The following is a 22,872-nucleotide window of genomic DNA, read 5'->3' on the forward strand; positions in this document are numbered from 1 at the left end:
TCCTCATGATGGATGGCAGCCAGGATCAAGACTCTTTAATCCTGCCAGGATGGCATCAGCACCTGCCCCCCCAGTGTTGATAGCCCGGGTAAAACCCAGTTCACGAGCCTGCTTCTCTAATCGGTAGCTGGGCAACAACAAGGGACGCTTTTTATCCACTTCTTCAGTAAACTCTATATATTGTTGCAGAGCTTCGCCACTGGTTATCACGACGGCCTGATAAACATCTGAGTTAAGCGCCTGCAGTTGTTGTTGATTCAACCTGGGACGAACTCGGGTATAAAGCTCCAAAACCCGAACCTGGGCTCCACGTGAAACCAGAGTTGCTTCCAACAAGGGCCGTCCACCCTGGCCTTTGACCAGCAGCAGCTTTTCACCGCTCAGCTCCTGAAGTGCAGGAAGCTGTAAAAGATCTTCGCTCTTATCTCCAGAAGCTGGAAACTGAACACTTAAACCTGCCTGCTCCAAAAGACTTGCCGTCCCTGCGCCCACGGTAAACCAATCTACTCCCACCGGCCACTGAGGCCAGTAGTCATCCAGTTTTTCCAAAAGCAACTGGGCTGCACTGGGACTAATCACCACGACCTTTTGAAAGTGATCCAGATCCAGTAGCCCTTGACGCTCCTGGGGTGTCAGCGTCAGGGGTTGAATCGCCAACAGAGGAATATTGGTCACCTCTATCCCGGCCTTTTGTAAAGGCGCAACCAAGCGGGTAGCCTGTTGTTCAGGACGGGTTGTCAGTACTTGGAGTCCTTCGAGAAAATGGCTCATCTTTTATCAGGTTCAATCAACCTTAAAACCATAGACTTTTTCCAGAATTTTGCCCGCTCCTTGTTTGAGAAGCTCTTCAGCAACCTCTACACCCAGGGCCTGAGGATCACTCGCCGGGCCGCGGGCTTCTGCTGTCAAAACCGTCCCACCTTCAGGCTCACCCACCAGCGCGCGCAGCCATAGCTGATCACCTTCCAAAACAGCATAACCCCCTATAGGAACCTGGCAGCCACCCTTAAGACGAGTATTCATGGCTCTTTCAGCCAATACACAGGTTGTCGATTCAGCATGAATCAAAGGCTCAACCAAGCGGGCAGCTTTGGAATCATCACTGCGTAATTCAATTCCCAAGGCACCCTGACCACAGGCTGGCAGGCTGACTTCGGGAGGTAGCTCCTGACGGATGCGGTCTGCCAACTGCATCCGCTGTAGACCAGAAGTCGCCAAAATAATCGCATCATATTCACCGGCATCCAGTTTACCCAGACGCGTCTGCAGGTTGCCACGCAGCCAGTTAACCGTTAGATCCGGGCGATTTGCCAAAATCTGACAACTGCGCCGTAAACTGGAAGTACCTATCACCTTGCCAGCTGGAACTTCGTCAAGGTTGGCATAGTTGTTACTGACAAAGGCATCCGTTGGTGCGTGTCTTTCCAGAATAGGACCCAGGTAAAGACCTTCTGGAAACTCCATAGGCACATCTTTCATTGAATGCACGGCTATGTCAGCTTCACCCGAAAGCATGCAGGCTTCCAGTTCTTTAACAAAAAGCCCCTTACCGCCAATTTTAGCCAGGGGGGTGTCCAGAATTTTATCGCCCTGAGTCTTGATAGGAACCAGCTCCACAGTTAATTCAGGGTGAAGGGCTTCAAGACGTGCCTTGACGTGTTCAGCCTGCCAAAGAGCAAGCGGGCTGCGGCGGGTGGCGATGCGGATGCGTGACATGAATTCTCCTGGTTTTATTCCACAGTAACGGATTTGGCCAGGTTTCTGGGCTGGTCAACATCCGTGCCCTTGATCAAGGCAACATGGTAAGACAATAACTGTAAAGGTAGGGTGTAAATAATCGGTGCCAGTACTTCATTGACCTCAGGCAAGTGAATCACTTTCATGCCTTCTTCGGGTTCCAGCAGGGTGTAGGGGTCGGCAAAGACATAGAGTTCTCCCCCTCTTGCTCTCACTTCCTGAAGGTTGGATTTAAGCTTATCCACCAGGTCATCCTTGGGCGCTACGGCAATAACGGGCATTTCCTTATCAACCAAGGCCAGGGGACCATGCTTTAACTCACCAGCTGGGTAAGCCTCAGCATGGATATAAGAAATTTCCTTGAGCTTTAATGCACCTTCAAGGGCAATTGGGAAGTGGCTTCCACGACCTAAAAAGAGGGCATGGTGCTTTTCAGCAAAGTCTTCTGAAAGCTCCTGAATGGCTTCATCCAGCTTCAGGGTTTGTTCAGCAATCCGGGGCAGGCCGCGCAGGGCTTGAACTAGCTCAGCTTCCAGGGGATCTTCCTGGTCGGGCTGTTGATGACCAGCCCGGCGCAAGGCTAGGGTGAAGAGTAATAGGGCTGTTAGCTGAGTGGTAAAGGCTTTGGTTGAAGCCACACCTATTTCTGGGCCTGCTTGGGTCATCAGGCTGAGATCTGATTCGCGGACCAAAGAGGAACCTGGCACATTACAGATGGCCAGACTGGCTAGATAACCGGCGGTTTTAGCAAAACGCAAGGCAGCCAGGGTATCGGCTGTTTCACCGGATTGAGAGAGGGTGACAAAAAGTGTTTGCTCAGTGACCACAACCTCCCGGTAACGGTATTCACTAGCCACTTCCACCTGACAGGGAATACCAGCCAAACGCTCAATCCAATAGCGGGCTACCATTCCAGCATGATAACTGGTTCCGCAGGCAATAATTTGCACTTGTCGAACCTGTGGCAACAGTTCCATGGCCGCAGTACCCAGAGCCTGGGGTAAAACCCGGGTTGCTGATAACCGCCCTTCCAGAGTGGCGGCAAGCACTGCTGGCTGCTCATAAATCTCCTTGAGCATAAAGTGTTTGTAGTCACCTTTTTCAGCCGCCTGATGACCATGTTGCCATTGGCTGATTGGGCGTTCTACTGGCTGGCCACTGGCATCAAGAATTTGATGGTTTTGCAGCGTCAGAGTTGCCAGATCGCCTTCTTCCAAATAAATAAAGCGGTCAGTGACCTGAAGTAATGCCAGTGGGTCGGAAGCACAAAAATACTCGCCCATGCCGACACCTATCACCAAAGGGCTGCCTTTGCGCGCACATACCAGCCGATCAGGGGTTTGCTGGTGAATCACCGCTAAGGCATAGGCGCCTTCCAGGCGTTCAAGACACTGATGAACCGCCTGGGTTAAGTCAGCTGTCTGTTGATACTGCTGGTGAATGAGGTGGGCAACCACCTCGGTATCGGTTTCCGAGGTAAAGAGGTAACCCGCTGCCTGCAGGCTCTTCTTGAGTTCCTGGTAGTTTTCAATAATGCCATTATGAACCAAGGCCAATTCATCACTGGATAAGTGTGGATGAGCATTAGCTTCACTGGGAACACCATGGGTTGCCCAGCGGGTATGAGCAACACCCAGAAAACCCTTCATTGGCTGATCTACCAAACGTTGCTCAACTTCAGCAACCTTACCTTGAGCACGACGGCGTTGCAGAAGCCCCTGCTCATTGATAACCGCCAATCCAGCTGAATCGTAACCCCGGTATTCAAGACGTTTTAGCCCTTCCAGAATAATGCCGGTCACATTACGTTCAGCAACTGCTCCTACGATGCCACACATGGTTTAGCCTTCTCGTTATTCAGACACTTTTTTAGCCGGGCGCGGCCAGTTGGCTTTCTGTATTTGTTTAGCCCGAGTCACCGCCAGAGATTGTTCGGGAACATCACCAGCAATGGTTGAACCAGCACCTATGGTTGCTCCAGCGCCGATATGTACAGGAGCAACCAGGCTACTATTGGAACCTACAAAAGCCCCTGCACCGATATGGGTTGAATGCTTGTTGACCCCATCATAATTACAGGTAATGGTTCCTGCGCCAATGTTTGCTCTAGCTCCTACCCAAGCATCGCCTACATAGCTTAAATGATTAATTTTGGCGCCCTGACCAACGTGGGCTTGCTTGGTTTCCACGAAATTACCTACCTTGGCCTGAACTTCCAAATGAGTTCCTGGGCGTAGACGGGCAAAAGGACCTACCTGGTTGTCACCTTCCAGCTCACAGTCTTCCAAAACCGAGTGGGAGGCAATTTTAACCCCTGGTCCTATCCGAGCATTTTTCAAAACACAGTAGGGGCCAATTTCAGCCCCTTCCGATATTTCTACCTGGCCTTCAAACACACAGCCCACATCAATAAAAACATCTCTTGCTGTTTGCAGCTGGCCGCGAATATCTATCCGCGCAGGATCAGCCAGAGTCACCCCTGCCATCATTAACTCTTCGGCTTGCCAAGACTGGTAGGCTCTTTCCAGAGCCGCTAGCTGCAAGCGATTATTAACGCCTTCAACCTCTTCAGGACAGCTGGGTTGAACACTGGCAATGCGGACCCCTTCCTGATAAGCCAGACCAATAATATCGGTTAGATAGTATTCGCCCTGTGCATTGTTATTGGAGAGTTTAGGGAGCCAACGTCTGAGCTGGCTGGAAGTCACCGCCAGAATTCCTGTGTTGACCTCTTGAATATCCAACTGCTCAGGCGTGGCATCCTTTTGTTCAACGATGGCTGCGACTTCACCTGAAGGGTCACGCAGAATACGGCCATAACCCTGGGGATCAGCAAGCATTACCGTCAGTAAGCCCATTTGTTGTTCACTGACCTGGCTTAACAGCTGTTCTAGGGTTGCCTGGCGGATTAAAGGCACATCGCCATAAAGAATTAAAACCACACTGTCAGGTGCCAAGGCAGGCACGGCATGATCAACCGCATGACCAGTGCCCAGCTGCTCGGACTGGACGACAAAATGCACATCTTCGGCGGCCAAGGCTGCTTTAACCTTCTCTCCACCATGACCTATAACCAAGTGTATTTTTTCAGCTTCCAATGCCCTTGCTGTGTCGACGACATGACCGGCCAAGGGTTTGCCTGCCAGCGGGTGCAAAACCTTCGGCAAAGACGAACGCATACGGGTGCCTTGACCCGCCGCAAGCACAACAACTTCCAATGACATAGTGACCTCTTGAATGCCAGAACTAAAAAGGGCAGTAGAAAGGGTTCATTCTACTGCCCCTTAACCAGCCAAACCAGTTGTATGCTTGTACAGACGCTAAGCCATACCGATATTCAGAATGGAGGTGGCTATAGCAAAATAAATCAACACCCCTACAATATCCGCAATGGAGGTTACCAGAGGTGCACTGGCTGTGGCCGGGTCCCAACCTAGTTTGTTTAAAACAAATGGCAAACTCATTCCTATCATGCTGCCGACAATAACTATGGCAAGCATGCTGTAGGCCACTACCTGAGCTATATCCCAGCCACCCCGCCAAAAACCGATGCCTGCAATGGTAGCAGCCATAGTTAAGCCAAGAGAAACTGAAACCAGCAATTCACGGCCCAAAAGCTTGCCCCAGTCTCGTGCACCAACATCACCTGTTGCCAAGCCCCGAATCATCAAGGTTGAAGCCTGAGAACCTGCATTGCCACCACTGGCCACCAACAGAGGCAAGAAAAACACCAAAACCACATAGGTTTCAATGGTTTCTTCATAAAAGGCGATGCCAGCACCGGACAAGATATTGGCAAACACCAGGAGAACCAGCCAATTGACCCGGCGCTTATAAAGATTAAAAATACTGGCTTTACCAAAGCTTTCATCCAGAGGCCCAACCGAGGCCCCCTTGTGCATATCTTCAGTGGCTTCCTGCTCGGCAACATCCATCGCATCATCGTAGGTCACTATACCCACCAAGCGCTCATGATCATCCAGAACAGGCAAAGCAAGGATGTCATAACGACTGATTTTACGGGCAGCTTCTTCCTGAGCTTCATGAACATTAATCGTGACCAAATCAGTTGTCATTAACTGGTCAAGGTCAGCTCCTGGTTTGGCAAGAATAAGCTGACGCAAAGACACAGTTCCAACCAGCCTTTGTTCACTGTCCTGAATGTAAATCTGGTAGATGGTTTCGGCATTGGGTGCCGTTTGACGAACGATTTCAAGTGCTTTACTAACCGTCACCTCAGCAGGAACCGTGACATAATCACTGGTCATGATGGCACCCGTGGTGCCTTCTTCATAGCTAGCCAAACGCCTTAGATCTTCCCTTTCTTCTTTGGCCAAACGTCTAAGTACACTTTGTTGACGATCTTCATTGAGCAGGTTAAAGAGGTCAGCCCGCTCATCCGAATTCATGCGGGTAAAAAGCTGTGTCAGGCCAACCTCGGACATCTGCTCGGCTATTTCAGCCTGCTTGCTGTGTTCCAAATAAGCAAAAGCTTCTGCTCTTTGCTCCAAGGGCAGGTGCGTTAATAACTTAAGTGTGGCTTCCGAGGTTTCATGTAATAAAAATTCAGCCAGATCAGCAAGTTGGAGCTCAGCGATCAGGTTTTCAATCAGCAGGGTATCATCCTTGCTGATGGCATCATGTAGAGCTACCGTTACTTCCTCGTAAGTCATTCAACTCCCCCCTGATCTTTTATTTTACTTAAGAAGCTTCTGAGACTGTTCTTCGCCCAGCTTTTCTCGGTAGGGTTCAGAAATCCAGGTTTTCCAGCTTTCCTCCTCGCGGCTGATCATCAGCAGCTTGATACCTTCGCGATTGGCCGCTTCCAAACTTTTTTCGACTCCCAGAACCATAAAGGCTGTTGCCCAGGCATCAGCAACAGCATTACTGGGATGATCAACAGTCACTGATGCCAGGTTATGATCGATCGGCCAGCCAGTTTGTGGATTGATGGTATGGGACATCCGGCGTCCCTCTACTTCATAGTAGTTTCTGTAGTCACCTGAGGTGGCAATAGATGAATCCACCAAAGGCAGTATATGATGCGCCTGCTGGATAGTCCCATCTGGAACTTCGACACCGATACGCCAGGGCTGACCGGGTTTGCGTTCACCACCAACGATCAAGTCACCACCAATATTGATTAAATAGTTTTCAACACCCTGGCTCTGTAACCAGCGTCCGACTTGATCAACGGCATAACCTTTAGCCACCCCGGAAAGATCAATATAAAAATCTCTAAGCTTTCTGACTCGCTGGTTCTCAGAGTCTAGCTCCAAATAAGCATAGCCGGTTTCAGCCAAGCTGGCTTCCAGTTCAGCCGTTTCAGGTATTTGCTCAGCTCGGGCTTCAGGGCCAAAACTCCAAAGATTGACCAGGCCGCCAATAGTTACATCAAAAGCACCTTCACTGGCCTCAGCCACCTCTTGGCTGATTGCCAAGACTTTAAATAAGGCATCTGAAGCTTCAAACCATTCGCCTGGCTCGGTTTGATTGAGCTGATTCAGCTCAGAATCTTCAATATAGGTGGACATGGACTGATTGACAGCTTCCAGTTCACCAATAATTCCTGCTTCCAACTGCTGGGCTTGATCTTCGCTCCAGTCATCCGGGAAGGTCGCCAGCCAGAAGGTGCCAAAAATTTGGCCCTGTAAGCGTAAGGGCTGCTTTTCAGGCTCACCACTACAACCCACCAGCCCAAGAGTTAAAATAAGGCCTAAAAATAAGAAGGCAAAAAACTTTAAAGGTGACTGCATAAACTAACACCATCCTTATCAGGAGTTGAAACGGCAAAAAGGCGGCCGAGGCCGCCTTTTTGCTTGCAGGAAAGCCTGCAGAGAACAAGTCGTTTTCGCTGGGAAAATTACTTGCCCAATTTTTTGCGCAGTTGCTGAATTGTTTGGAGCTGAGCTGCAGCCTGAGCCAGCATCGCAGCTGCCTGAGCGTATTCCATCTCAGCAGTCTGGTCTTGCATGGCACGCTGAGCGGCTTCCATAGCTTCCTTGGCGGCAGCTTCGTCGATATTGTCTGCACGTTCTGCCGAATCGGCCAAAACAGTTACAGTATCGGGCTGCACTTCCAGAAAGCCACTGGAAACATAAATCAGCTCTTCTTCACCACCCTGTTTTTTGACCTTGATTGTACCCGGTTTGAGTTCAGTCAAGAGCGGGGTGTGGCCAGGCAAAATGCCCAGCTCACCCTGCACGCCGGAAGCAACAACAATTTCCGCGCGGCCATCAAACAGTTTCTTCTCAGCACTGACGATATTGCAATGCAATGTCATAGCCATGGGTATCCCCCTGGGTTATCCCGTCAGACTTACTTCATGTCCTTGGCTTTTTCGACCGCTTCTTCGATGGAGCCAACCATGTAGAAAGCCTGCTCTGGCAGGTGGTCGTAATCACCATTAAGGATACCCTGGAAACCACGAATGGTGTCTTTCAGGGAAACATATTTACCGGGTGCACCGGTGAATACTTCCGCTACGAAGAAAGGCTGAGACAGGAAGCGCTGAACTTTACGTGCACGTGCAACGGCCTGTTTGTCTTCTTCGGAAAGCTCATCCATACCCAGAATGGCAATGATGTCTTTCAGTTCTTTATAACGCTGCAGAACCATCTGAACACCACGAGCTGTTTCATAGTGCTCAGTACCGACAACCAAAGGATCCAGCTGACGTGACGTGGAATCCAGAGGGTCTACTGCAGGGTAGATACCCAAAGAAGCGATATCACGCGACAGTACCACGGTCGCATCCAAGTGCGAGAAGGTGGTTGCTGGTGAAGGGTCGGTCAAGTCATCCGCGGGAACATAAACAGCCTGTACGGAAGTGATCGAACCTGTTTTGGTCGAGGTAATACGCTCTTGAAGAACACCCATCTCTTCGGCCAGAGTTGGCTGATAACCTACCGCAGAAGGCATACGACCCAAGAGGGCAGATACTTCCGTACCGGCCAGGGTGTAACGATAGATGTTATCCACGAAGAAAAGAACGTCACGACCTTCGTCACGGAACTTCTCAGCCATGGTCAGACCGGTCAGGGCCACACGCAAACGGTTGCCGGGAGGCTCATTCATCTGACCGTAAACCAGGGAGACCTTGTCCAGTACGTTGGAGTCCTTCATCTCGTGATAGAAGTCATTACCTTCACGAGTACGCTCACCAACACCGGCGAATACGGAGAAACCGCTGTGCTCGATGGCGATGTTACGAATCAGCTCCATCATGTTAACGGTTTTACCAACACCAGCACCTCCGAAGAGGCCAACCTTACCACCCTTAGCGAAAGGGCAGACAAGGTCGATTACCTTGATGCCTGTTTCCAGCAGTTCAACAGCACTGGATTGCTCATCATAGGTCGGTGCTTTGCGGTGGATGGCCCAACGCTCTTCTTCACCGATAGGACCGGCTTCGTCAATAGGGCGACCCAGCACGTCCATGATGCGACCCAGAGTTTGGGTGCCCACAGGAACAGAAATGGGTGCCTTGGTGTTATTGGCCACCAGGCCACGCTTGAGGCCCTCAGTGGAGCCCATCGCGATGCAGCGTACGGTGCCATCACCGAGCTGCTGCTGTACTTCAAGAATCATTTCGCTGCCATCGACGGTCAGGGCGTCATAAACGTTAGGTACGTCTGCCCGGTCAAATTCTACGTCGATAACGGCACCGATGATCTGTACGATACGTCCGCTACTCATCTTGGTTCCTCTCAAACCTGCAAATGAAACCTGCTACCCTCATCAGATGGCTGCAGCCCCGCCGACGATCTCGGCGATTTCCTGAGTGATTGCTGCCTGACGCGCTTTGTTATACACAAGCTGCAACTCATCAATAAAGTTGCCCGCATTGTCGGTTGCACTTTTCATTGCAACCATACGCGCCGACTGTTCACAGGCAATGTTTTCAACTACAGCCTGGTAAACTTGGGATTCGATATACCTGATCAACAAGTTATCCAACAGATACTTGGCATCAGGTTCATAAAGATAATCCCAACCGGTTACCTTGCTCTGGTCTTCTTCAGCTGCTTCAGCTTCCAGGGGTAACAGCTGCTGGACGAGCGGCTTTTGAGTCATGGTGTTGATAAATTCGTTATACACCACGAAAAGCCGATCGATTTTGCCTTCTTCATAGGCATCCAGCATGACCTTGACACTCCCGACCAGATCACTGGCCTTGGGAGAATCACCCAGCCCGCTCTTGGCTGCCACCAGATTGCCGCCATAACGACGGAAAAAAGCGCCTGCCTTGCTGCCGATGGCGCAGACATCAATTTCTGCACCCTTGCCCTGCCAGTCCATGATGTCTTTCAGAGCTGCTTTGAACAGGTTAATGTTCAAGCCGCCACAAAGACCACGGTCTGAGGACACAATAATGTAACCAACCCTTTTTACATCCCTTTCTTCCATATAGGTGTGGGTGTATTCAGGAGTGGCACCGGCAATATGACTAACAACTTTTCTTATCTGGCTGGCATAAGGGTGGCTGGCGGCCATGCGATCCTGAGCTCTACGCATTTTCGATGCAGCAACCATTTGCATGGCACTGGTTATCTTCTGCGTATTCTTGATACTCCCGATCTGGGAGCGGATCTCTTTTCCGACTGCCATACGCTTTCGCCTTCTTAGCCAACAAGTGGCGGAGTCAGTAATGAGTTGCTAAAACTGACTCCCACCACTTACCAGGACTGGGTGGCCTTGAACTGCTCGAGAGCAGATTTCAGTGCCGCTTCGATTTCTTTGTTGAAATCACCCGATTCATTAATCTGTTTCATCAGATCAGCATGTTCACTGTTCATATAAGCATGCAGAGACTTCTCGAAAGGCAGGATTTCACTGACTTTCAGGTCATCAAGGAAGTTGTTCTCTGCTGCGAACAGGGAAACACCCATATCAGCAATGCTCATGGGGCTGTACTGATTTTGCTTCATCAGTTCAGTAACCCGCTGACCATGTTCCAGCTGCTTACGCGTGGCTTCGTCCAGATCAGAAGCAAACTGAGAGAAGGCCGCCAGCTCACGATACTGAGCCAGAGCCAGACGGATACCACCGCCCAGTTTCTTGATGATCTTGGTCTGAGCTGCACCACCAACACGTGAAACCGAGATACCGGCGTTCATCGCAGGGCGAATGCCCGAGTTGAACAGACTGGTTTCTACAAAGATCTGGCCATCGGTGATCGAGATAACGTTGGTCGGTACGAAAGCCGATACGTCACCACCTTGGGTTTCAATGATCGGCAGGGCCGTCAGAGAACCGGTTTGGCCTTTCACTTTGCCGTCGGTGAACTTCTCAACAAACTCAGCGTTAACACGTGAAGCACGCTCCAGCAAACGTGAGTGGAGATAGAAAACATCACCTGGATAGGCTTCACGACCGGGAGGACGCTTGAGCAGCAGGGAAATCTGACGATAAGCCCAGGCCTGCTTGGTCAGGTCATCATAAACAATCAATGCATCCTGACCGCGATCCCGGAAGTATTCACCCATAGTACAACCAGCATAGGGCGCAATGAACTGCAGGGCAGCTGCTTCAGAGGCAGAGGCAACCACAACAATGGTGTGGGCCAGAGCACCGTGCTCTTCCAGTTTGCGTACTACGTTAGCAATGGTCGATTGCTTCTGACCAACGGCAACGTAGACACATTTTACGCCGGAGTTTTTCTGGTTGATGATGGCATCAACAGCAATCGCTGTTTTACCGATCTGACGGTCACCGATAATCAGCTCGCGCTGACCACGGCCGATGGGAACCATGGCATCAACGGCCTTGTAACCGGTCTGCATGGGTTGGTCAACGCCCTGACGCCAGATAACGCCGGGTGCAACCTTTTCCACTGCATCGGTTTCTTTAGCTTCGATTGGACCCTTACCGTCGATAGGGTTACCCAGAGCGTCAACAACGCGTCCCAGGAGTTCCTCACCAACAGGTACTTCCAAAATGCGGCCAGTACAACGGGCAGACTGACCTTCGGCCAGGTTCAAATAATCGCCCAGTACAACCACACCTACGGAGTCCCGCTCCAGGTTCAGGGCCATGCCGAAGGCGCTGCCCTGTTCAAATTCAATCATTTCGCCATACATGACGTCGCCGAGACCGTGAACCTTCACGATACCGTCAGCGACACTCACGATGGTGCCCTCGTTTTGGGCTTTCGAAGTGACATCCAAGTTACCGATGCGCTTCTTGATAATGTCACTGATCTCGGATGGATTCAGTTGCTGCATGCCTTGTCCCTCAAAATCAGGATTTCAATGACTCGGCCAGTTTCGCGAGCTTGCCGCGAATCGAGCCATCGATCACCAGGTCACCGGTGCGAATAATTACACCGCCTATGAGACGCTTGTCGATCACTACCTTGAGGGTTACCTCACGGTTGAGTCGCTTGCGCAGTGCATCTACCAACAGCTTTTGCTGTTCGGCATTCAGATCAAAGGCAGAAGTCACTTCAGCTTCAATGGACTTTTGTTCTTCTGCTTTGAATGCCTCGTAGATTTCGGCAATTACCGGAATCAGGGGTAAACGGTCTTTCTCACTGAGCAACAAAATAAAGTTGCGACCCTTGTCATCGATCTTTGCTTTGCAAATCTCGAGCAGGATTTCTGCTTTATCCTGACTGCCAAGTGAAGGGTTTGAGAGCAGCTGGGCAACTTCTTCATTTCCAGCCGCTTCCGCGACCAGACCCAGCATTGCTGACCAATCAGCCAGCTTGCCTTCACTTAACGCATACTCAAAGGCGGCCTTCGCATAAGGCCTGGCGAGTGTGTTCTTGTCAGCCATCGGACACCTCGCTTAAAGTTGTTTGGCGAGTTTGTCGACCAGCTCGCTGTGTGCCTTTTCGTCTACTGAGCTTTCGAGGATTTTTTCAGCACCCTCGATGATCAGACCAGACATCTGATCGCGCAGCTCGTCCTTGGCACGGTTAATCTCCTGAGTGATTTCTGCTTTGGCCGCTTCAACTAGGCGTTCGCCTTCAGTCTTAGCCTGCTCTTTAGCTTCTTCGATCAGCAGATTTGCGCGCTTGTTAGCCTGCTCAAGAATCTGGGCAGACTGGTCTTTCGCTTCACGTAGGGTCTGGCTAGCTTTTTCTTGTGCCAATTCCAGATCACGCTGAGCACGGCTGGCTGAATCCAGACCTTCAGCAATTTTCTTCTGGCGGTCACGCATGGCCGTTGCAATGGGTGGCCATACATACTTCATGCAAAACCAGACAAAGAGAGCGAAGGCAATCGACTGACCCAGAATGGTCAAATTCATATTCATAGCGCTGTACCTTTTGCCTTTTCGTTGCGGTTGTTGTAAAGCAAAGGCCGGTTAAACCGACCTTAACGAAACAACCTTAACCGGCGACTACGAAAATCAGGTACATCGCAATACCAACACCGATCATGGGAACGGCGTCCAGCAGGCCTGCCATGATGAAGGTTTTGGTTTGCAGCTGCGCACCCAGCTCAGGCTGGCGAGCTGTGGATTCCAGCAGCTTACCACCCAGCAGGGCAAAGCCAATGCCAGTAGCCAGAGCGCCCATGCCAATGATGATTGCAGCAGCGATGTATACGAGTTCCATGAGTTACTCCTAAATTACAAGGTTGGTTGAAGGTGAGTTGAGGTTAAGTTACTGCTTAAAATTCACCCTTCTGCAAACCTCTGTCTGCAGAAGGGCAGATTAACACTTAGTGATCTTCGTGAGCTGCACTCAGGTAAACAATGGTCAGCACCATGAAGATAAAGGCCTGCAAAGGGATAACCAGCAGGTGGAATACAGCCCAGATCCACTGCATGCCCAGGCCGAGAATACCCATAATCCAGCCTGCACCAAAGGTCAGGGCAATCAGGATAAAGACCACTTCACCGGCATACATGTTCCCGAACAAACGCAAGGCCAGACTGATAGGTTTAGTCAACAGGCCGAGAATTTCCAAGAAAAGATTGAAGGGAATAAAAATCCAGTGATTAAAGGGAGTGAAAGAAAGCTCTTTAATAAAGCCCAGACCGCCCTTAACTTTGATGCTGTAAAAGATGATCAGGAAGAAAACGCCGATCGCCAGACCAAAGGTGGCATTGGGATCTGTGGTCGGAACAATTTTAAAATAATTGACCAAACCGGTTGCCATGGCCAGCTCAGGAATCCAGTCAACGGGTACCCACTTGAGGGCGTTCATCAGGAAAATCCAGACAAAAATAGTCAAGGCCAGAGGTGCGATAACTGGGTTTTTGCCGTGGAAGGTTTGTTTGACCATGTCATCAACAAATTCAAACAGCATTTCTACAAAGTTTTGCAGACCACCAGGCACACCCGTGGTTACGCTTTTTGCTGCTTTACGGAAAATAAAGAGGAAGAAAACGCCAGCGATAATCGACCAGAGAAGCGTATCAACGTGAATAGCCAAAAAACCCATTTCAGCAGCTTGACTGCTTTTCTCGGCCAGGATCCAGCCCTCTTCAGGGTGTTTACCGAAGGTCAGGTTGGAGAGGTGGTGCTGTATATACTCTACAGGTGTATCTGCCATGATCAGCCTCGATCTGTTGGGCGGTCAAGCTTTCTTCTGCAGTAACCAGGGTGCCAGCCAATGCACAGAAAGTACCGCTATGTAAGCACATAAAAGGGAAATTGGGTTTGAAGGTTGCACTCCGATGAAAACCAATGCGAAGAGAACAACGGTCAAACCAAACTTCAGAGTTGCTCCTACCAGCAGTAACTGGACGCTGGCTCCGATTTTTCTGGCACCTCGGTACCTAAACGTCAGGCTACTGAAGACCAGTTGCGGTATAAGAGCAATCAAACCTCCCAGCAAGGCATCCAGTGCGCTTGAGGGATTGATTAAACCTGCTATCAGAGCAGCAAGCAGGCTAACCAGCAGCTGGGCCAACAGAAGTCTTTTCACGGGCGGTAAGGGAACTGCTGCCATCGCGTCAGTCTTCCTGCTGGTGTTTTGTAATTTTCAGCTGCCAACTTTAAAAAGCCACCGGATTATAGAGACTAAGCCGCTTGGCTTCAAGAAGAACCCGGGTGACTAATGGGTTCTTAAGACCAAGGTACTATTTGATGTGCCTCAAAATGCCATCCAATTCAGCCAGGCTGGAGTAGCGAATTTCCAATTTACCCTTACCTTTATTGGAATGCTGGATTTTCACCACAGCACCCAGACTGGCCTGTAATTGTTCTTCCAGGCGACTGATATCCGGATCTTTTGCTCGTGCTGGCTCTTTAGCCTCGTGGCTTTCCACGAGCTTTCTGACCAACGCTTCTGTTTGCCTTACCGACATGCCTTTGGCCACCACTTGACGGGCCGCTTCCAGTTGGCGTTTCTCGTCCAGACTCAGCAGGGCCCGGGCATGACCCATTTCCAAATCACCATGTTCCAGGAGACGTCTTACATCTTTATGAAGATTTAGCAGTCGCAAAAGATTGGTAATTGAGCTGCGTGATTTACCAACCGCATCAGCAACTTCTTGTTGGGTCAGTTCAAATTCTTTTTGTAAACGCTGCAGCGCCAGGGCTTCTTCGAGCGGATTTAGGTCTTCACGTTGAAGGTTCTCAATCAGTGCCAGGGCAACAACATCCCGGTCTTCCACATCACGAATCAACGCTGGAATAAACTCCAAACCAGCGATTTGAGCGGCTCTCCAGCGTCTTTCACCAGCAATGATTTCATATTCACCGGCTATTAAGGGGCGCACCACAACAGGTTGCATGATGCCTTGTTGACGAATCGAGGCAGCCAAGTCTTCAAGGGCTTCAGGCTGCATATCACGTCTGGGCTGATAACGCCCAGGGCGCAGCTTTTCAATCGGCAGTTTTTTTAATTCGCCTGTGGAAGAAGGCTCTTCAGCAACTGATTTGGAAGGACTTTTTGGAGTGTTATCTAGGGCTGCTGGTTCTGGGTTTGCTGCTCCCAGCAAAGCATCCAAGCCTCTTCCCAAACCTCTTTTTTTTGCAGGACTCATAGTTTCTTTAATTGAATTATCCATGGGCTTAAGACGAGCGGCGGAGTATTTCACCAGCCAAGGCCAAATAGGCAAGACTGCCCTTGGACTTGGCATCATAGCTAATCACTGGCATACCATAACTGGGCGCTTCAGCCAGACGCACATTTCTGGGAATCACTGTACCCAGCACCTGCTGACCAAAATAATCGGTTAGTTGTGTGGAGACATCTCTGGTCAAACTATTCCGAGGATCGTACATGGTTCTCAGGATACCGGTCACTTCTAGTCCTGGGTTAACCGACCCAGCTACTCTTTCCAGAGTTTCCAGAAGCGAGGTCAGACCTTCAAGTGCATAGTATTCACATTGTACTGGCACCAGCACGCCGCGGGCAGCAGTTAGGGCATTGATGGTCAAAAGGTTCAGTGAAGGCGGGCAGTCGATGAGTATAAAGTCATAGTCCTTTTTAACTACTTCCAAGGCTTCAGCCAGTTTTCTTTCCCGCCTGGGTTGGTCTATCAGGTTAACTTCAGCCCCGGCAAGATCTACATTGGCCGGTAAAATATCATAGCCACCAGGATCTGTTTTTAAACGGGCTTCAGCTATTCCTGTGTCACCCATCAGAACATCATAAATGGATAGCTGAAGGTCTTTTTTGCTGAGACCACTACCTAGAGTTGCATGACCTTGGGGGTCCATATCAACCAGCAAAACCTTGCGCTTGGTGGCTACCAGTGAAGCCGCAAGATTAACACAAGTCGTTGTTTTTCCGACCCCACCTTTTTGGTTGGTCACTGCATAAATCTTGGTCACAGCCCTATCCTTTTCATAGTTGTCTTTGCAATATTAGTAGGTGACGCTGCCCTTCCTGTCCGGGTACCTCCAGCTTATGACTGGCAGTCAGTTCAAAGCCGGCTGGTAAATCTTCTAATTCTTCACTTGGATACTGACCTTTCATAGCCAACCAACGTGCATCCTGGGTCGCTAGATGTTGAGTCCAAGACAGAAAGTCTCTCAGACTAGCAAAAGCCCGACTGACCAACTGTTGGCTTCTTGTAGTCGGTTGAAAATTTTCAACCCTAGCTTGGTGTACTGAGAAATTGCTTAATCCCAGTGCTGTTTTGACTTGAAACTGAAAGCGGGTTTTCTTGCCATTGGAATCCAGCGAGTGAACGTCCAAATCAGGGCGCAGGATAGCCAGAGGAATACCTGGAAGGCCAGCACCTGAACCTATATCCAAAAGTTCACCCTGGCTAACATAAGGCAGCAGGCTAAGACTGTCCAGCAGATGACGGCTGACCATTTCTGCCGGATCACGAATTGCCGTCAGGTTATAGGCCTGATTCCATTTATCGAGCAGCAGCAGGTAATCCAACAATTGGCGCTCTTGCCGCTCACTAACATCTCGCTCAAGTTGCTTTAACCCTTGTTCCAACAGGTTAACCAGCTTTTGATTCACCATCATGCCTGCCGCGCCACCTTTTCACGTTTTTTGAGATGTATCATCAGCATGGAAATGGCTGCTGGAGTTACCCCGGGAATTCGTCGAGCCTGGCCCAGAGTTGTTGGCTGAATATGGCTGAGCTTGTTGATAATTTCATTGGAAAGCCCATCAACCTTCGTATAGTCCAGGTGTTCAGGCAAGGGCACCGCCTCCTGCTTACGAAGCTTTTCAATTTCACCGGCTTGGCGATCGATATAACCAGCATATTTGACCTGAATCTGCACCTGCTCACGGACCTGCTGATCTTCAGGCAAATCGCCTGGAGCCAAGGAAGCGAGGTCGTCATAATCCAACTCAGGGCGCTTGAGCAAATCCAAAAGCGCTGCTTCACGCGTTAAAGGCTGGCTGAGGCTGGCACTAAGCTGTTCACTGGCCGGAGTACCCGGATGGATCCAGGTGTCCTTAAGACGTTGTTTTTCAAGTTCGATGGCTTCACGCTTGGCACAAAAATGCTGCCAACGCTCATCATCGACCAAACCCAATTCCCGCCCTTTTTCGGTCAAACGCAGATCGGCATTATCTTCCCGCAGCAATAACCGGTATTCCGCACGCGAAGTAAACATGCGGTAGGGCTCCGAAGTCCCCAGGGTGATCAAATCATCAACCAGAACACCCAGATAGGCTTCATCCCGGCGCGGGCACCAGCTGTCTTTTTCCTGACAACGCAAGGCAGCATTGGTCCCGGCCAGGAGCCCCTGAGCAGCAGCCTCTTCATAACCGGTGGTACCATTAATTTGGCCAGCAAAGAAGAGGTTGTTGATAACTTTAGTTTCCAGGCTGGGATACAGCCCCTGTGGATTAAAATAATCATATTCAATGGCATAGCCAGGACGGGTAATATGCGCTTTTTCCATGCCCTTAATCGAGCGGACCAGTTCCAGCTGAACATCAAAAGGCAGGGAGGTTGAAATACCATTGGGGTAAATTTCGTGCGTATTCAAGCCTTCAGGCTCAACAAACACCTGATGGCTGTTTTTATCTGCAAAACGATGAATTTTATCTTCAATTGAGGGGCAGTAGCGTGGCCCTATCCCTTCAATGACCCCTGAATACATCGGCGAACGATCCAAATTATTGCGAATGATTTCATGGGTGCGGTCATTGGTGTAGGTGATATAACAACTAACTTGCTCGGGATGCTGCTCTGCGCGCCCCAAAAAGGACATCACGGGTAGTGGGGTATCACCCGGCTGGGCTTCCATCACTGACAAATCGATACTCCGTGCATCGATCCGTGGTGGAGTGCCTGTTTTCAGCCGACCTACTGGCAATTGCAGCTCACGCAAGCGGCTAGCCAAGCTCTGTGCGGGAGGATCACCGGCACGCCCACCGGAATAGCTTTGCATGCCGATATGGATCTGGCCACCGAGGAAAGTACCTGTGGTCAACACGACACTGGTGGCATGAAAGCGGATACCTGATTGAGTCACCACGCCAGTCACCTCATCACCAGTCACCAAGAGATCATCAGCAGCTTGCTGGAAAATCTGCAGGTTAGGCTGGTTCTCAAGAAGTTCGCGTATTGCTGCCTTGTAGAGTACTCGATCAGCTTGAGCGCGTGTTGCTCTGACTGCTGGCCCTTTACGGGAATTAAGAACGCGGAACTGAATGCCTCCAAGGTCGGTCGCCTTAGCCATGGCACCGCCTAAAGCATCAACTTCACGGACCAAATGACTTTTACCGATCCCGCCAATGGCTGGGTTACAGGACATTTGTCCCAAGGTTTCTATGTTGTGGGTCAGCAAAAGGGTCTGACAACCCATACGCGCAGCAGCCAGTGCGGCTTCCGTTCCCGCGTGGCCACCGCCAATTACTAACACATCAAAGCGGGTTGGATAGTCCACAGTTACACCTCAAAAGAGCCAGAAGGAGGAAACACACAAGTATAACCTGTATAGCTGGCTAACACAGCTTTCCCCATCAACAATAACAACTAATAGGTTAATAGAACTTCTTTTATTATTGTTATTACTAGTGTGGACAATTTCTGTGGATAAATACCTCTAAGCCATGATTTTAGGAGTTTTCAGCGTTTAACAACTAGGTGTAAAGGCAGGGTAAGAAGGCTTTACAAGCTGCTGAACCCCTGTGGGTAAAGCAATAAACTACCCACAGGCCTAAATTGCCAACAGCTTTATGCCCTTGTTATCTTGGACTCATCACTAGGCTTATTAACAGGGTTGGCTCACTTACCAATGCAAAATTCACCAAAGATCTTACCTAGCAGATCATCCGCAGAGAATTCCCCGGTAATTTCACCCAAGGCTTCCTGACACAAGCGCAAATCTTCAGCCAAAAGCTCACCGGCACCCCTGGCTTCCAACTGATTTTTTCCCTGAACAAGCAAAGCTTCAGCACGGCGCAGCGCATCTAGATGGCGGCGTCGGGCAGAAAAGCCGCCTTCAGTAGTCGCTTGATAACCCATCACACTTTTCAAATGCTCCTTTAACTTATCCACACCCCATTGCTGTTTAGCAGCTATACGAATAACCGGAGGGGATGTTGATAAGTCATGAGTCGCTTCTTCACCACTCAGGTCGATCTTGTTCCTGACCAGGGTTAGTCTTTCAGGATGGGGAAGGCGGGCTACAAATTCAGGCCAAATTTCCTGGGGGTCAAGACTGGTTTCCTGCTGGGAATCAACCAAAAGTAAAATTCGATCTGCTTTCTCGATTTCTTGCCAGGCTCTTTCCACACCCAGTTGTTCAACCAGATCTTCAGTCTCTCTTAAACCCGCTGTATCTATGATGTGTAAAGGCATTCCATCCAGGTGTATCTGCTCTCTTAAGACATCTCGTGTAGTGCCGGCAATATCTGTCACCAGGGCTCTTTCCTGGCCGGCTAGGGCATTCATCAGGCTGGATTTTCCGGCGTTGGGCCGACCTGCAAGGACCACATTCATCCCCTCACGAAGTAAACAGCCTTGTTGGGCCTGCTGGCTTATCTGCTCTAGCCTTTGTAATAGACCTTCCAGTTGTCCGCTGACATGGCCATCGGTGATAAAGTCGATTTCTTCTTCAGGGAAGTCAATCGCAGCTTCAACATACATACGCAGGTGAATTAATTGATCAACCAGCTGATGTACTTCCTGTGAAAAAGCTCCTTGTAAGGACTTTAAAGCATTGGCTGCTGCCTGCCGGGAAGAAGCCTCTATCAAATCTGCAATGGCTTCTGCCTGGACCAGATCCAGCTTGTCATTCAAGTAGGCACGCTGCGAAAATTCACCCGGTTCTGCAAGGCGCACCCCAGCAGCCAAGAGGTTTTCAACTAGAATATCCAAAAGTACCGGTCCACCATGGCCTTGAAATTCAAGGACGTCTTCCCCTGTAAAGGAATGCGGACCAGGAAAATAGATGGCTATACCTTCATCAAGAACCTGGTCATCCTGGCCATAGAAGGGGCCAAAATGGGCATAACGTGGGCGGGGCTTACGTTTTAGAAAGTTTTCGGCAAGGCTTAGGCACAGGGGCCCGGAAACTCGTACTATACCCACACCACCGCGTCCAGGGGCTGTAGCCAAGGCGACTATGGTATCTTCTGTAGACATGAGTTTCTTCTCCTGAATAGAAAAACCCCCTCATAAGAGGGGGTTAGGTCTAACTGCAAGTGAAACGGCTAATTTAACTTTAGGTCGCTTCTTTAGCCTTTTCTTCATTTTCAATCTTGCGGGTAATGTACCACTGTTGCAGGATTGAAAGCAGGTTGTTAACCAGCCAGTAAAGAACCAAACCTGCAGGGAACCACAGGAAGAAGAAGGTGAAGATGATCGGCAGCATCTTCATAATCTTAGCCTGCATGGGGTCTGGTGGTGTTGGGTTCAGTTTTTGCTGCAAGAACATACTGATACCCATCAGGATAGGCAGGATAAAGTAAGGATCTTTCATAGAAAGATCATTTATCCACAGCATGAAGGGCGCATGGCGCAGTTCAACGGATTCCAACAACATCCAGTAAAGAGCAATAAATACTGGCATCTGTACCAGAATGGGTAGACAGCCACCCATGGGATTGATTTTCTCTTTTTTGTAGAGTTCCATCATCCGTTGGGATAGTTTTTGTCGGTCATCACCACACTCTTCTTTGATCTGCGCCATCTTAGGTGCAACCCGGCGCATGTTGGCCATCGAACGGTAGGCCGTCGCAGAAAGCTTATAGAAGAGGAGTTTGATGACTATGGTTACCAGAATAATGGCAACACCCCAGTTGGCTACAAAACCGTAAAACCAATCCAACAGCCAGAAAAGTGGCTGGGCAATAAACCAGAGCCAACCGTAATCAACGGTTAATTCCAGATTGGGTGCCAGTTCTCCCATTTCACTCTGGTACTTAGGGCCTATAAAGAGATTGGCTGCTAAGGTCAGTTCTTGGCCAGGTTCCAGGCGCTGCTCCATACCTCTAAAGCCAATGATATTATTACCGGCTCTATCGGTACGGGTACTGAAAAAACTAGTTTCATGCTGGGGTGGAATCCAGGCACTGATAAAGTAATGCTGGAGCATGGCTGCCCATCCACCCTCAGAGTGTTCCTGAAATCCAGATCGGGTGATATCCCGAAAACTGATTTTCTCATAACGATTTTCATCAGTAGAAAAAGCAGCACCCAGATAAGCACTCATACCCAGAAACTCGCCCTGGCTGGGGTCTGGAGAATTATCTCTTTTAATCAGACCAATAAAGCTGGGGCTAAAAGTTTCTTCTGACCGGTTGGCCAGCTCATAGCTAACTTCGACATGGTGTTTACCACGATGGAAGGTAAAGACCTTGACCAGATCGATACCCTCGACCTGCCCATGCATTCTCACTTCAAGACGTTCTTCGTTTTCTGGCAGATCGTATTCACGCTGTTCCGGTTGTAGCTGAATACGGCGCTCATTACCCAGACCTGTCACATCACTTTGAACAATGTAGTGACGCTGTGCATTATCTTGAAGCAGTACGAAAGGATTATCTGAGTCAACACGGGTTTTATGTTGCAACAGAGCTGCATAAACGAGATCACCACCTCTGGGGTTAATACGCACATCCAGAGTATCTGTGGTTACCCGAACCAGGCCGGAAATTTCTTCACTGGCTGAAGGTGCAGGGGTGGTTTCTAACTCAGGAGCACTGCGGTCACTAAGCTCTAAGGTTGCATCCTCATCATCTTCTGCTGCAGAAGATGGAAGGGTTGCTTGTTGGTGTAACTCAGGTGCCTGAACGATTTCTTCTTGTTGGGAGTAGTCTTCGTTCCACTGAATAATCAGCAGATAGGCGACTATCGCCAGGGAAGAAAAGAGCACAATGCGTTTTACGTCCATGGGGTCACTGCCGCTTTATTTTCTGGAAGGTTGACAGACATTTGGCTTAAACGTCTATTAAGTTGTTGCCAGCTTTTATCCAGATGTCGCTGAACATCTTCGGGTGAAGTCTGGCTGGCTCCTTTGATTGCCAGGACCAGGATATCCACAGCAGGAAGCTGGTGCTGATTCAGGCGGAAGGATTCTCGAAAAATGCGTTTGAATCGGTTGCGCCTGACTGCCAGTTTGACGTGTTTTTTACCGATGACAAAACCTAGGCGTGTCGTTTCTTGGCGTCCTGGTGCTGCCAAAAGTAAAAATCCTGGGCAATAGGCTTTGCATACAGAATGCTCAAACACATGACGGAAATCCCCGGCATTGAGTAGTCTCAAATTCCGGGGAAATCCATAAGAGGTCATCAGCGATCC

General features: G+C 49.8%; 22 protein-coding genes. All 22 read right to left on the reverse strand.

The features are described 5' to 3' along the window. Nucleotides 1-3: 3 nt before the first annotated feature. Nucleotides 4-771 (reverse strand): uroporphyrinogen-III synthase, encoded by a 768-nt coding sequence (locus BM185_RS10885; protein ID WP_091963446.1) that lies wholly within the window; start codon nt 769-771, stop codon nt 4-6. Nucleotides 772-783: 12 nt separating this feature from the next. Continuing rightward, nucleotides 784-1,716: a hydroxymethylbilane synthase gene (gene hemC, locus BM185_RS10890; RefSeq protein ID WP_091963448.1), complete on the reverse strand. Its 933-nt coding sequence runs from the start codon at nt 1,714-1,716 to the stop codon at nt 784-786. 14 nt (nt 1,717-1,730) lie between these two features. Next, nucleotides 1,731-3,575, reverse strand: a complete 1,845-nt coding sequence (gene glmS / locus BM185_RS10895) for a glutamine--fructose-6-phosphate transaminase (isomerizing) (protein ID WP_091963451.1) — start codon at nt 3,573-3,575, stop codon at nt 1,731-1,733. A 15-nt stretch (nt 3,576-3,590) separates the two neighbouring features. Beyond that, entirely contained in the window at nt 3,591-4,961 is a 1,371-nt protein-coding gene (gene glmU / locus BM185_RS10900) for a bifunctional UDP-N-acetylglucosamine diphosphorylase/glucosamine-1-phosphate N-acetyltransferase GlmU (protein ID WP_091963454.1), read from the reverse strand. 96 nt (nt 4,962-5,057) lie between these two features. Then, on the reverse strand, nt 5,058-6,410 hold the full coding sequence (mgtE, locus tag BM185_RS10905) for a magnesium transporter (RefSeq protein WP_091963457.1): 1,353 nt from the start codon (nt 6,408-6,410) through the stop codon (nt 5,058-5,060). Between the two features lie 24 nt (nt 6,411-6,434). Then, nucleotides 6,435-7,493 carry an FAD:protein FMN transferase gene (locus BM185_RS10910; RefSeq protein ID WP_245751751.1) on the reverse strand — a complete coding sequence of 353 codons (1,059 nt, stop codon included), beginning with the start codon at nt 7,491-7,493 and terminating at the stop codon, nt 6,435-6,437. A 107-nt stretch (nt 7,494-7,600) separates the two neighbouring features. Continuing rightward, nucleotides 7,601-8,026, reverse strand: a complete 426-nt coding sequence (locus BM185_RS10915) for a F0F1 ATP synthase subunit epsilon (protein WP_091963460.1) — start codon at nt 8,024-8,026, stop codon at nt 7,601-7,603. A gap of 29 nt (nt 8,027-8,055) precedes the next feature. Further along, nucleotides 8,056-9,435, reverse strand: coding sequence for a F0F1 ATP synthase subunit beta (atpD, locus tag BM185_RS10920; protein ID WP_091963463.1), 1,380 nt, complete (start codon nt 9,433-9,435; stop codon nt 8,056-8,058). Nucleotides 9,436-9,477: 42 nt separating this feature from the next. Continuing rightward, complete coding sequence (gene atpG, locus BM185_RS10925) at nt 9,478-10,347, reverse strand: F0F1 ATP synthase subunit gamma (RefSeq protein ID WP_091963466.1); 870 nt, start codon at nt 10,345-10,347, stop codon at nt 9,478-9,480. Nucleotides 10,348-10,415: 68 nt separating this feature from the next. After that, on the reverse strand, nt 10,416-11,963 hold the full coding sequence (gene atpA / locus BM185_RS10930; RefSeq protein ID WP_091963469.1) for a F0F1 ATP synthase subunit alpha: 1,548 nt from the start codon (nt 11,961-11,963) through the stop codon (nt 10,416-10,418). 16 nt (nt 11,964-11,979) lie between these two features. Beyond that, nucleotides 11,980-12,516 (reverse strand): F0F1 ATP synthase subunit delta, encoded by a 537-nt coding sequence (locus BM185_RS10935; RefSeq protein ID WP_091963471.1) that lies wholly within the window; start codon nt 12,514-12,516, stop codon nt 11,980-11,982. Nucleotides 12,517-12,528: 12 nt separating this feature from the next. After that, complete coding sequence (locus BM185_RS10940; protein ID WP_091963474.1) at nt 12,529-12,999, reverse strand: F0F1 ATP synthase subunit B; 471 nt, start codon at nt 12,997-12,999, stop codon at nt 12,529-12,531. A gap of 76 nt (nt 13,000-13,075) precedes the next feature. Next, entirely contained in the window at nt 13,076-13,303 is a 228-nt protein-coding gene (atpE, locus tag BM185_RS10945; protein ID WP_091963478.1) for a F0F1 ATP synthase subunit C, read from the reverse strand. Nucleotides 13,304-13,409: 106 nt separating this feature from the next. Next, a complete protein-coding gene (gene atpB, locus BM185_RS10950; RefSeq protein WP_091963481.1) occupies nt 13,410-14,246 on the reverse strand; it encodes a F0F1 ATP synthase subunit A in 837 nt (278 codons plus the stop codon). 24 nt (nt 14,247-14,270) lie between these two features. Beyond that, on the reverse strand, nt 14,271-14,645 hold the full coding sequence (locus BM185_RS15020; RefSeq protein ID WP_091963484.1) for an ATP synthase subunit I: 375 nt from the start codon (nt 14,643-14,645) through the stop codon (nt 14,271-14,273). A gap of 130 nt (nt 14,646-14,775) precedes the next feature. Then, a complete protein-coding gene (locus BM185_RS10960) occupies nt 14,776-15,684 on the reverse strand; it encodes a ParB/RepB/Spo0J family partition protein (RefSeq protein WP_091963894.1) in 909 nt (302 codons plus the stop codon). 28 nt (nt 15,685-15,712) lie between these two features. Further along, a complete protein-coding gene (locus BM185_RS10965) occupies nt 15,713-16,477 on the reverse strand; it encodes a ParA family protein (RefSeq protein ID WP_091963487.1) in 765 nt (254 codons plus the stop codon). Between the two features lie 13 nt (nt 16,478-16,490). After that, nucleotides 16,491-17,129: a 16S rRNA (guanine(527)-N(7))-methyltransferase RsmG gene (gene rsmG, locus BM185_RS10970; protein ID WP_177203536.1), complete on the reverse strand. Its 639-nt coding sequence runs from the start codon at nt 17,127-17,129 to the stop codon at nt 16,491-16,493. Further along, nucleotides 17,126-19,012, reverse strand: coding sequence for a tRNA uridine-5-carboxymethylaminomethyl(34) synthesis enzyme MnmG (gene mnmG / locus BM185_RS10975; protein WP_091963490.1), 1,887 nt, complete (start codon nt 19,010-19,012; stop codon nt 17,126-17,128). Before mnmG ends, rsmG begins: the two co-directional genes overlap by 4 nt. Nucleotides 19,013-19,353: 341 nt before the next feature. Further along, nucleotides 19,354-20,715, reverse strand: a complete 1,362-nt coding sequence (mnmE, locus tag BM185_RS10980) for a tRNA uridine-5-carboxymethylaminomethyl(34) synthesis GTPase MnmE (protein ID WP_091963493.1) — start codon at nt 20,713-20,715, stop codon at nt 19,354-19,356. A gap of 79 nt (nt 20,716-20,794) precedes the next feature. After that, nucleotides 20,795-22,465, reverse strand: coding sequence for a membrane protein insertase YidC (yidC, locus tag BM185_RS10985; protein WP_091963495.1), 1,671 nt, complete (start codon nt 22,463-22,465; stop codon nt 20,795-20,797). Then, the gene (rnpA, locus tag BM185_RS10990; protein ID WP_091963498.1) at nt 22,456-22,863 is read right to left on the reverse strand and encodes a ribonuclease P protein component; all 408 of its coding nucleotides are present in this window, start codon (nt 22,861-22,863) and stop codon (nt 22,456-22,458) included. The genes yidC and rnpA overlap by 10 nt, the downstream gene beginning before the upstream one ends. Nucleotides 22,864-22,872 lie beyond the last annotated feature (9 nt).

Source organism: Marinospirillum celere (assembly GCF_900112235.1).
Lineage (GTDB): Bacteria > Pseudomonadota > Gammaproteobacteria > Pseudomonadales > Halomonadaceae > Marinospirillum > Marinospirillum celere.

Coding starts and splice junctions, on each gene's coding strand:
- atpA (WP_091963469.1), bottom strand. CDS start 11,963: ATGCAGCAACTGAATCCATCCGAGATCAGTGACATTATCAAGAAGCGC.
- BM185_RS10915 (WP_091963460.1), bottom strand. CDS start 8,026: ATGGCTATGACATTGCATTGCAATATCGTCAGTGCTGAGAAGAAACTG.
- atpB (WP_091963481.1), bottom strand. CDS start 14,246: ATGGCAGATACACCTGTAGAGTATATACAGCACCACCTCTCCAACCTG.
- atpE (WP_091963478.1), bottom strand. CDS start 13,303: ATGGAACTCGTATACATCGCTGCTGCAATCATCATTGGCATGGGCGCT.
- rnpA (WP_091963498.1), bottom strand. CDS start 22,863: ATGACCTCTTATGGATTTCCCCGGAATTTGAGACTACTCAATGCCGGG.
- atpG (WP_091963466.1), bottom strand. CDS start 10,347: ATGGCAGTCGGAAAAGAGATCCGCTCCCAGATCGGGAGTATCAAGAAT.
- BM185_RS10940 (WP_091963474.1), bottom strand. CDS start 12,999: ATGAATATGAATTTGACCATTCTGGGTCAGTCGATTGCCTTCGCTCTC.
- atpD (WP_091963463.1), bottom strand. CDS start 9,435: ATGAGTAGCGGACGTATCGTACAGATCATCGGTGCCGTTATCGACGTA.
- BM185_RS10960 (WP_091963894.1), bottom strand. CDS start 15,684: ATGAGTCCTGCAAAAAAAAGAGGTTTGGGAAGAGGCTTGGATGCTTTG.
- rsmG (WP_177203536.1), bottom strand. CDS start 17,129: ATGATGGTGAATCAAAAGCTGGTTAACCTGTTGGAACAAGGGTTAAAG.
- BM185_RS10910 (WP_245751751.1), bottom strand. CDS start 7,493: ATGCAGTCACCTTTAAAGTTTTTTGCCTTCTTATTTTTAGGCCTTATT.
- glmS (WP_091963451.1), bottom strand. CDS start 3,575: ATGTGTGGCATCGTAGGAGCAGTTGCTGAACGTAATGTGACCGGCATT.
- BM185_RS15020 (WP_091963484.1), bottom strand. CDS start 14,645: ATGGCAGCAGTTCCCTTACCGCCCGTGAAAAGACTTCTGTTGGCCCAG.
- glmU (WP_091963454.1), bottom strand. CDS start 4,961: ATGTCATTGGAAGTTGTTGTGCTTGCGGCGGGTCAAGGCACCCGTATG.
- BM185_RS10885 (WP_091963446.1), bottom strand. CDS start 771: ATGAGCCATTTTCTCGAAGGACTCCAAGTACTGACAACCCGTCCTGAA.
- BM185_RS10935 (WP_091963471.1), bottom strand. CDS start 12,516: ATGGCTGACAAGAACACACTCGCCAGGCCTTATGCGAAGGCCGCCTTT.
- hemC (WP_091963448.1), bottom strand. CDS start 1,716: ATGTCACGCATCCGCATCGCCACCCGCCGCAGCCCGCTTGCTCTTTGG.
- mnmE (WP_091963493.1), bottom strand. CDS start 20,715: ATGTCTACAGAAGATACCATAGTCGCCTTGGCTACAGCCCCTGGACGC.
- mgtE (WP_091963457.1), bottom strand. CDS start 6,410: ATGACTTACGAGGAAGTAACGGTAGCTCTACATGATGCCATCAGCAAG.
- yidC (WP_091963495.1), bottom strand. CDS start 22,465: ATGGACGTAAAACGCATTGTGCTCTTTTCTTCCCTGGCGATAGTCGCC.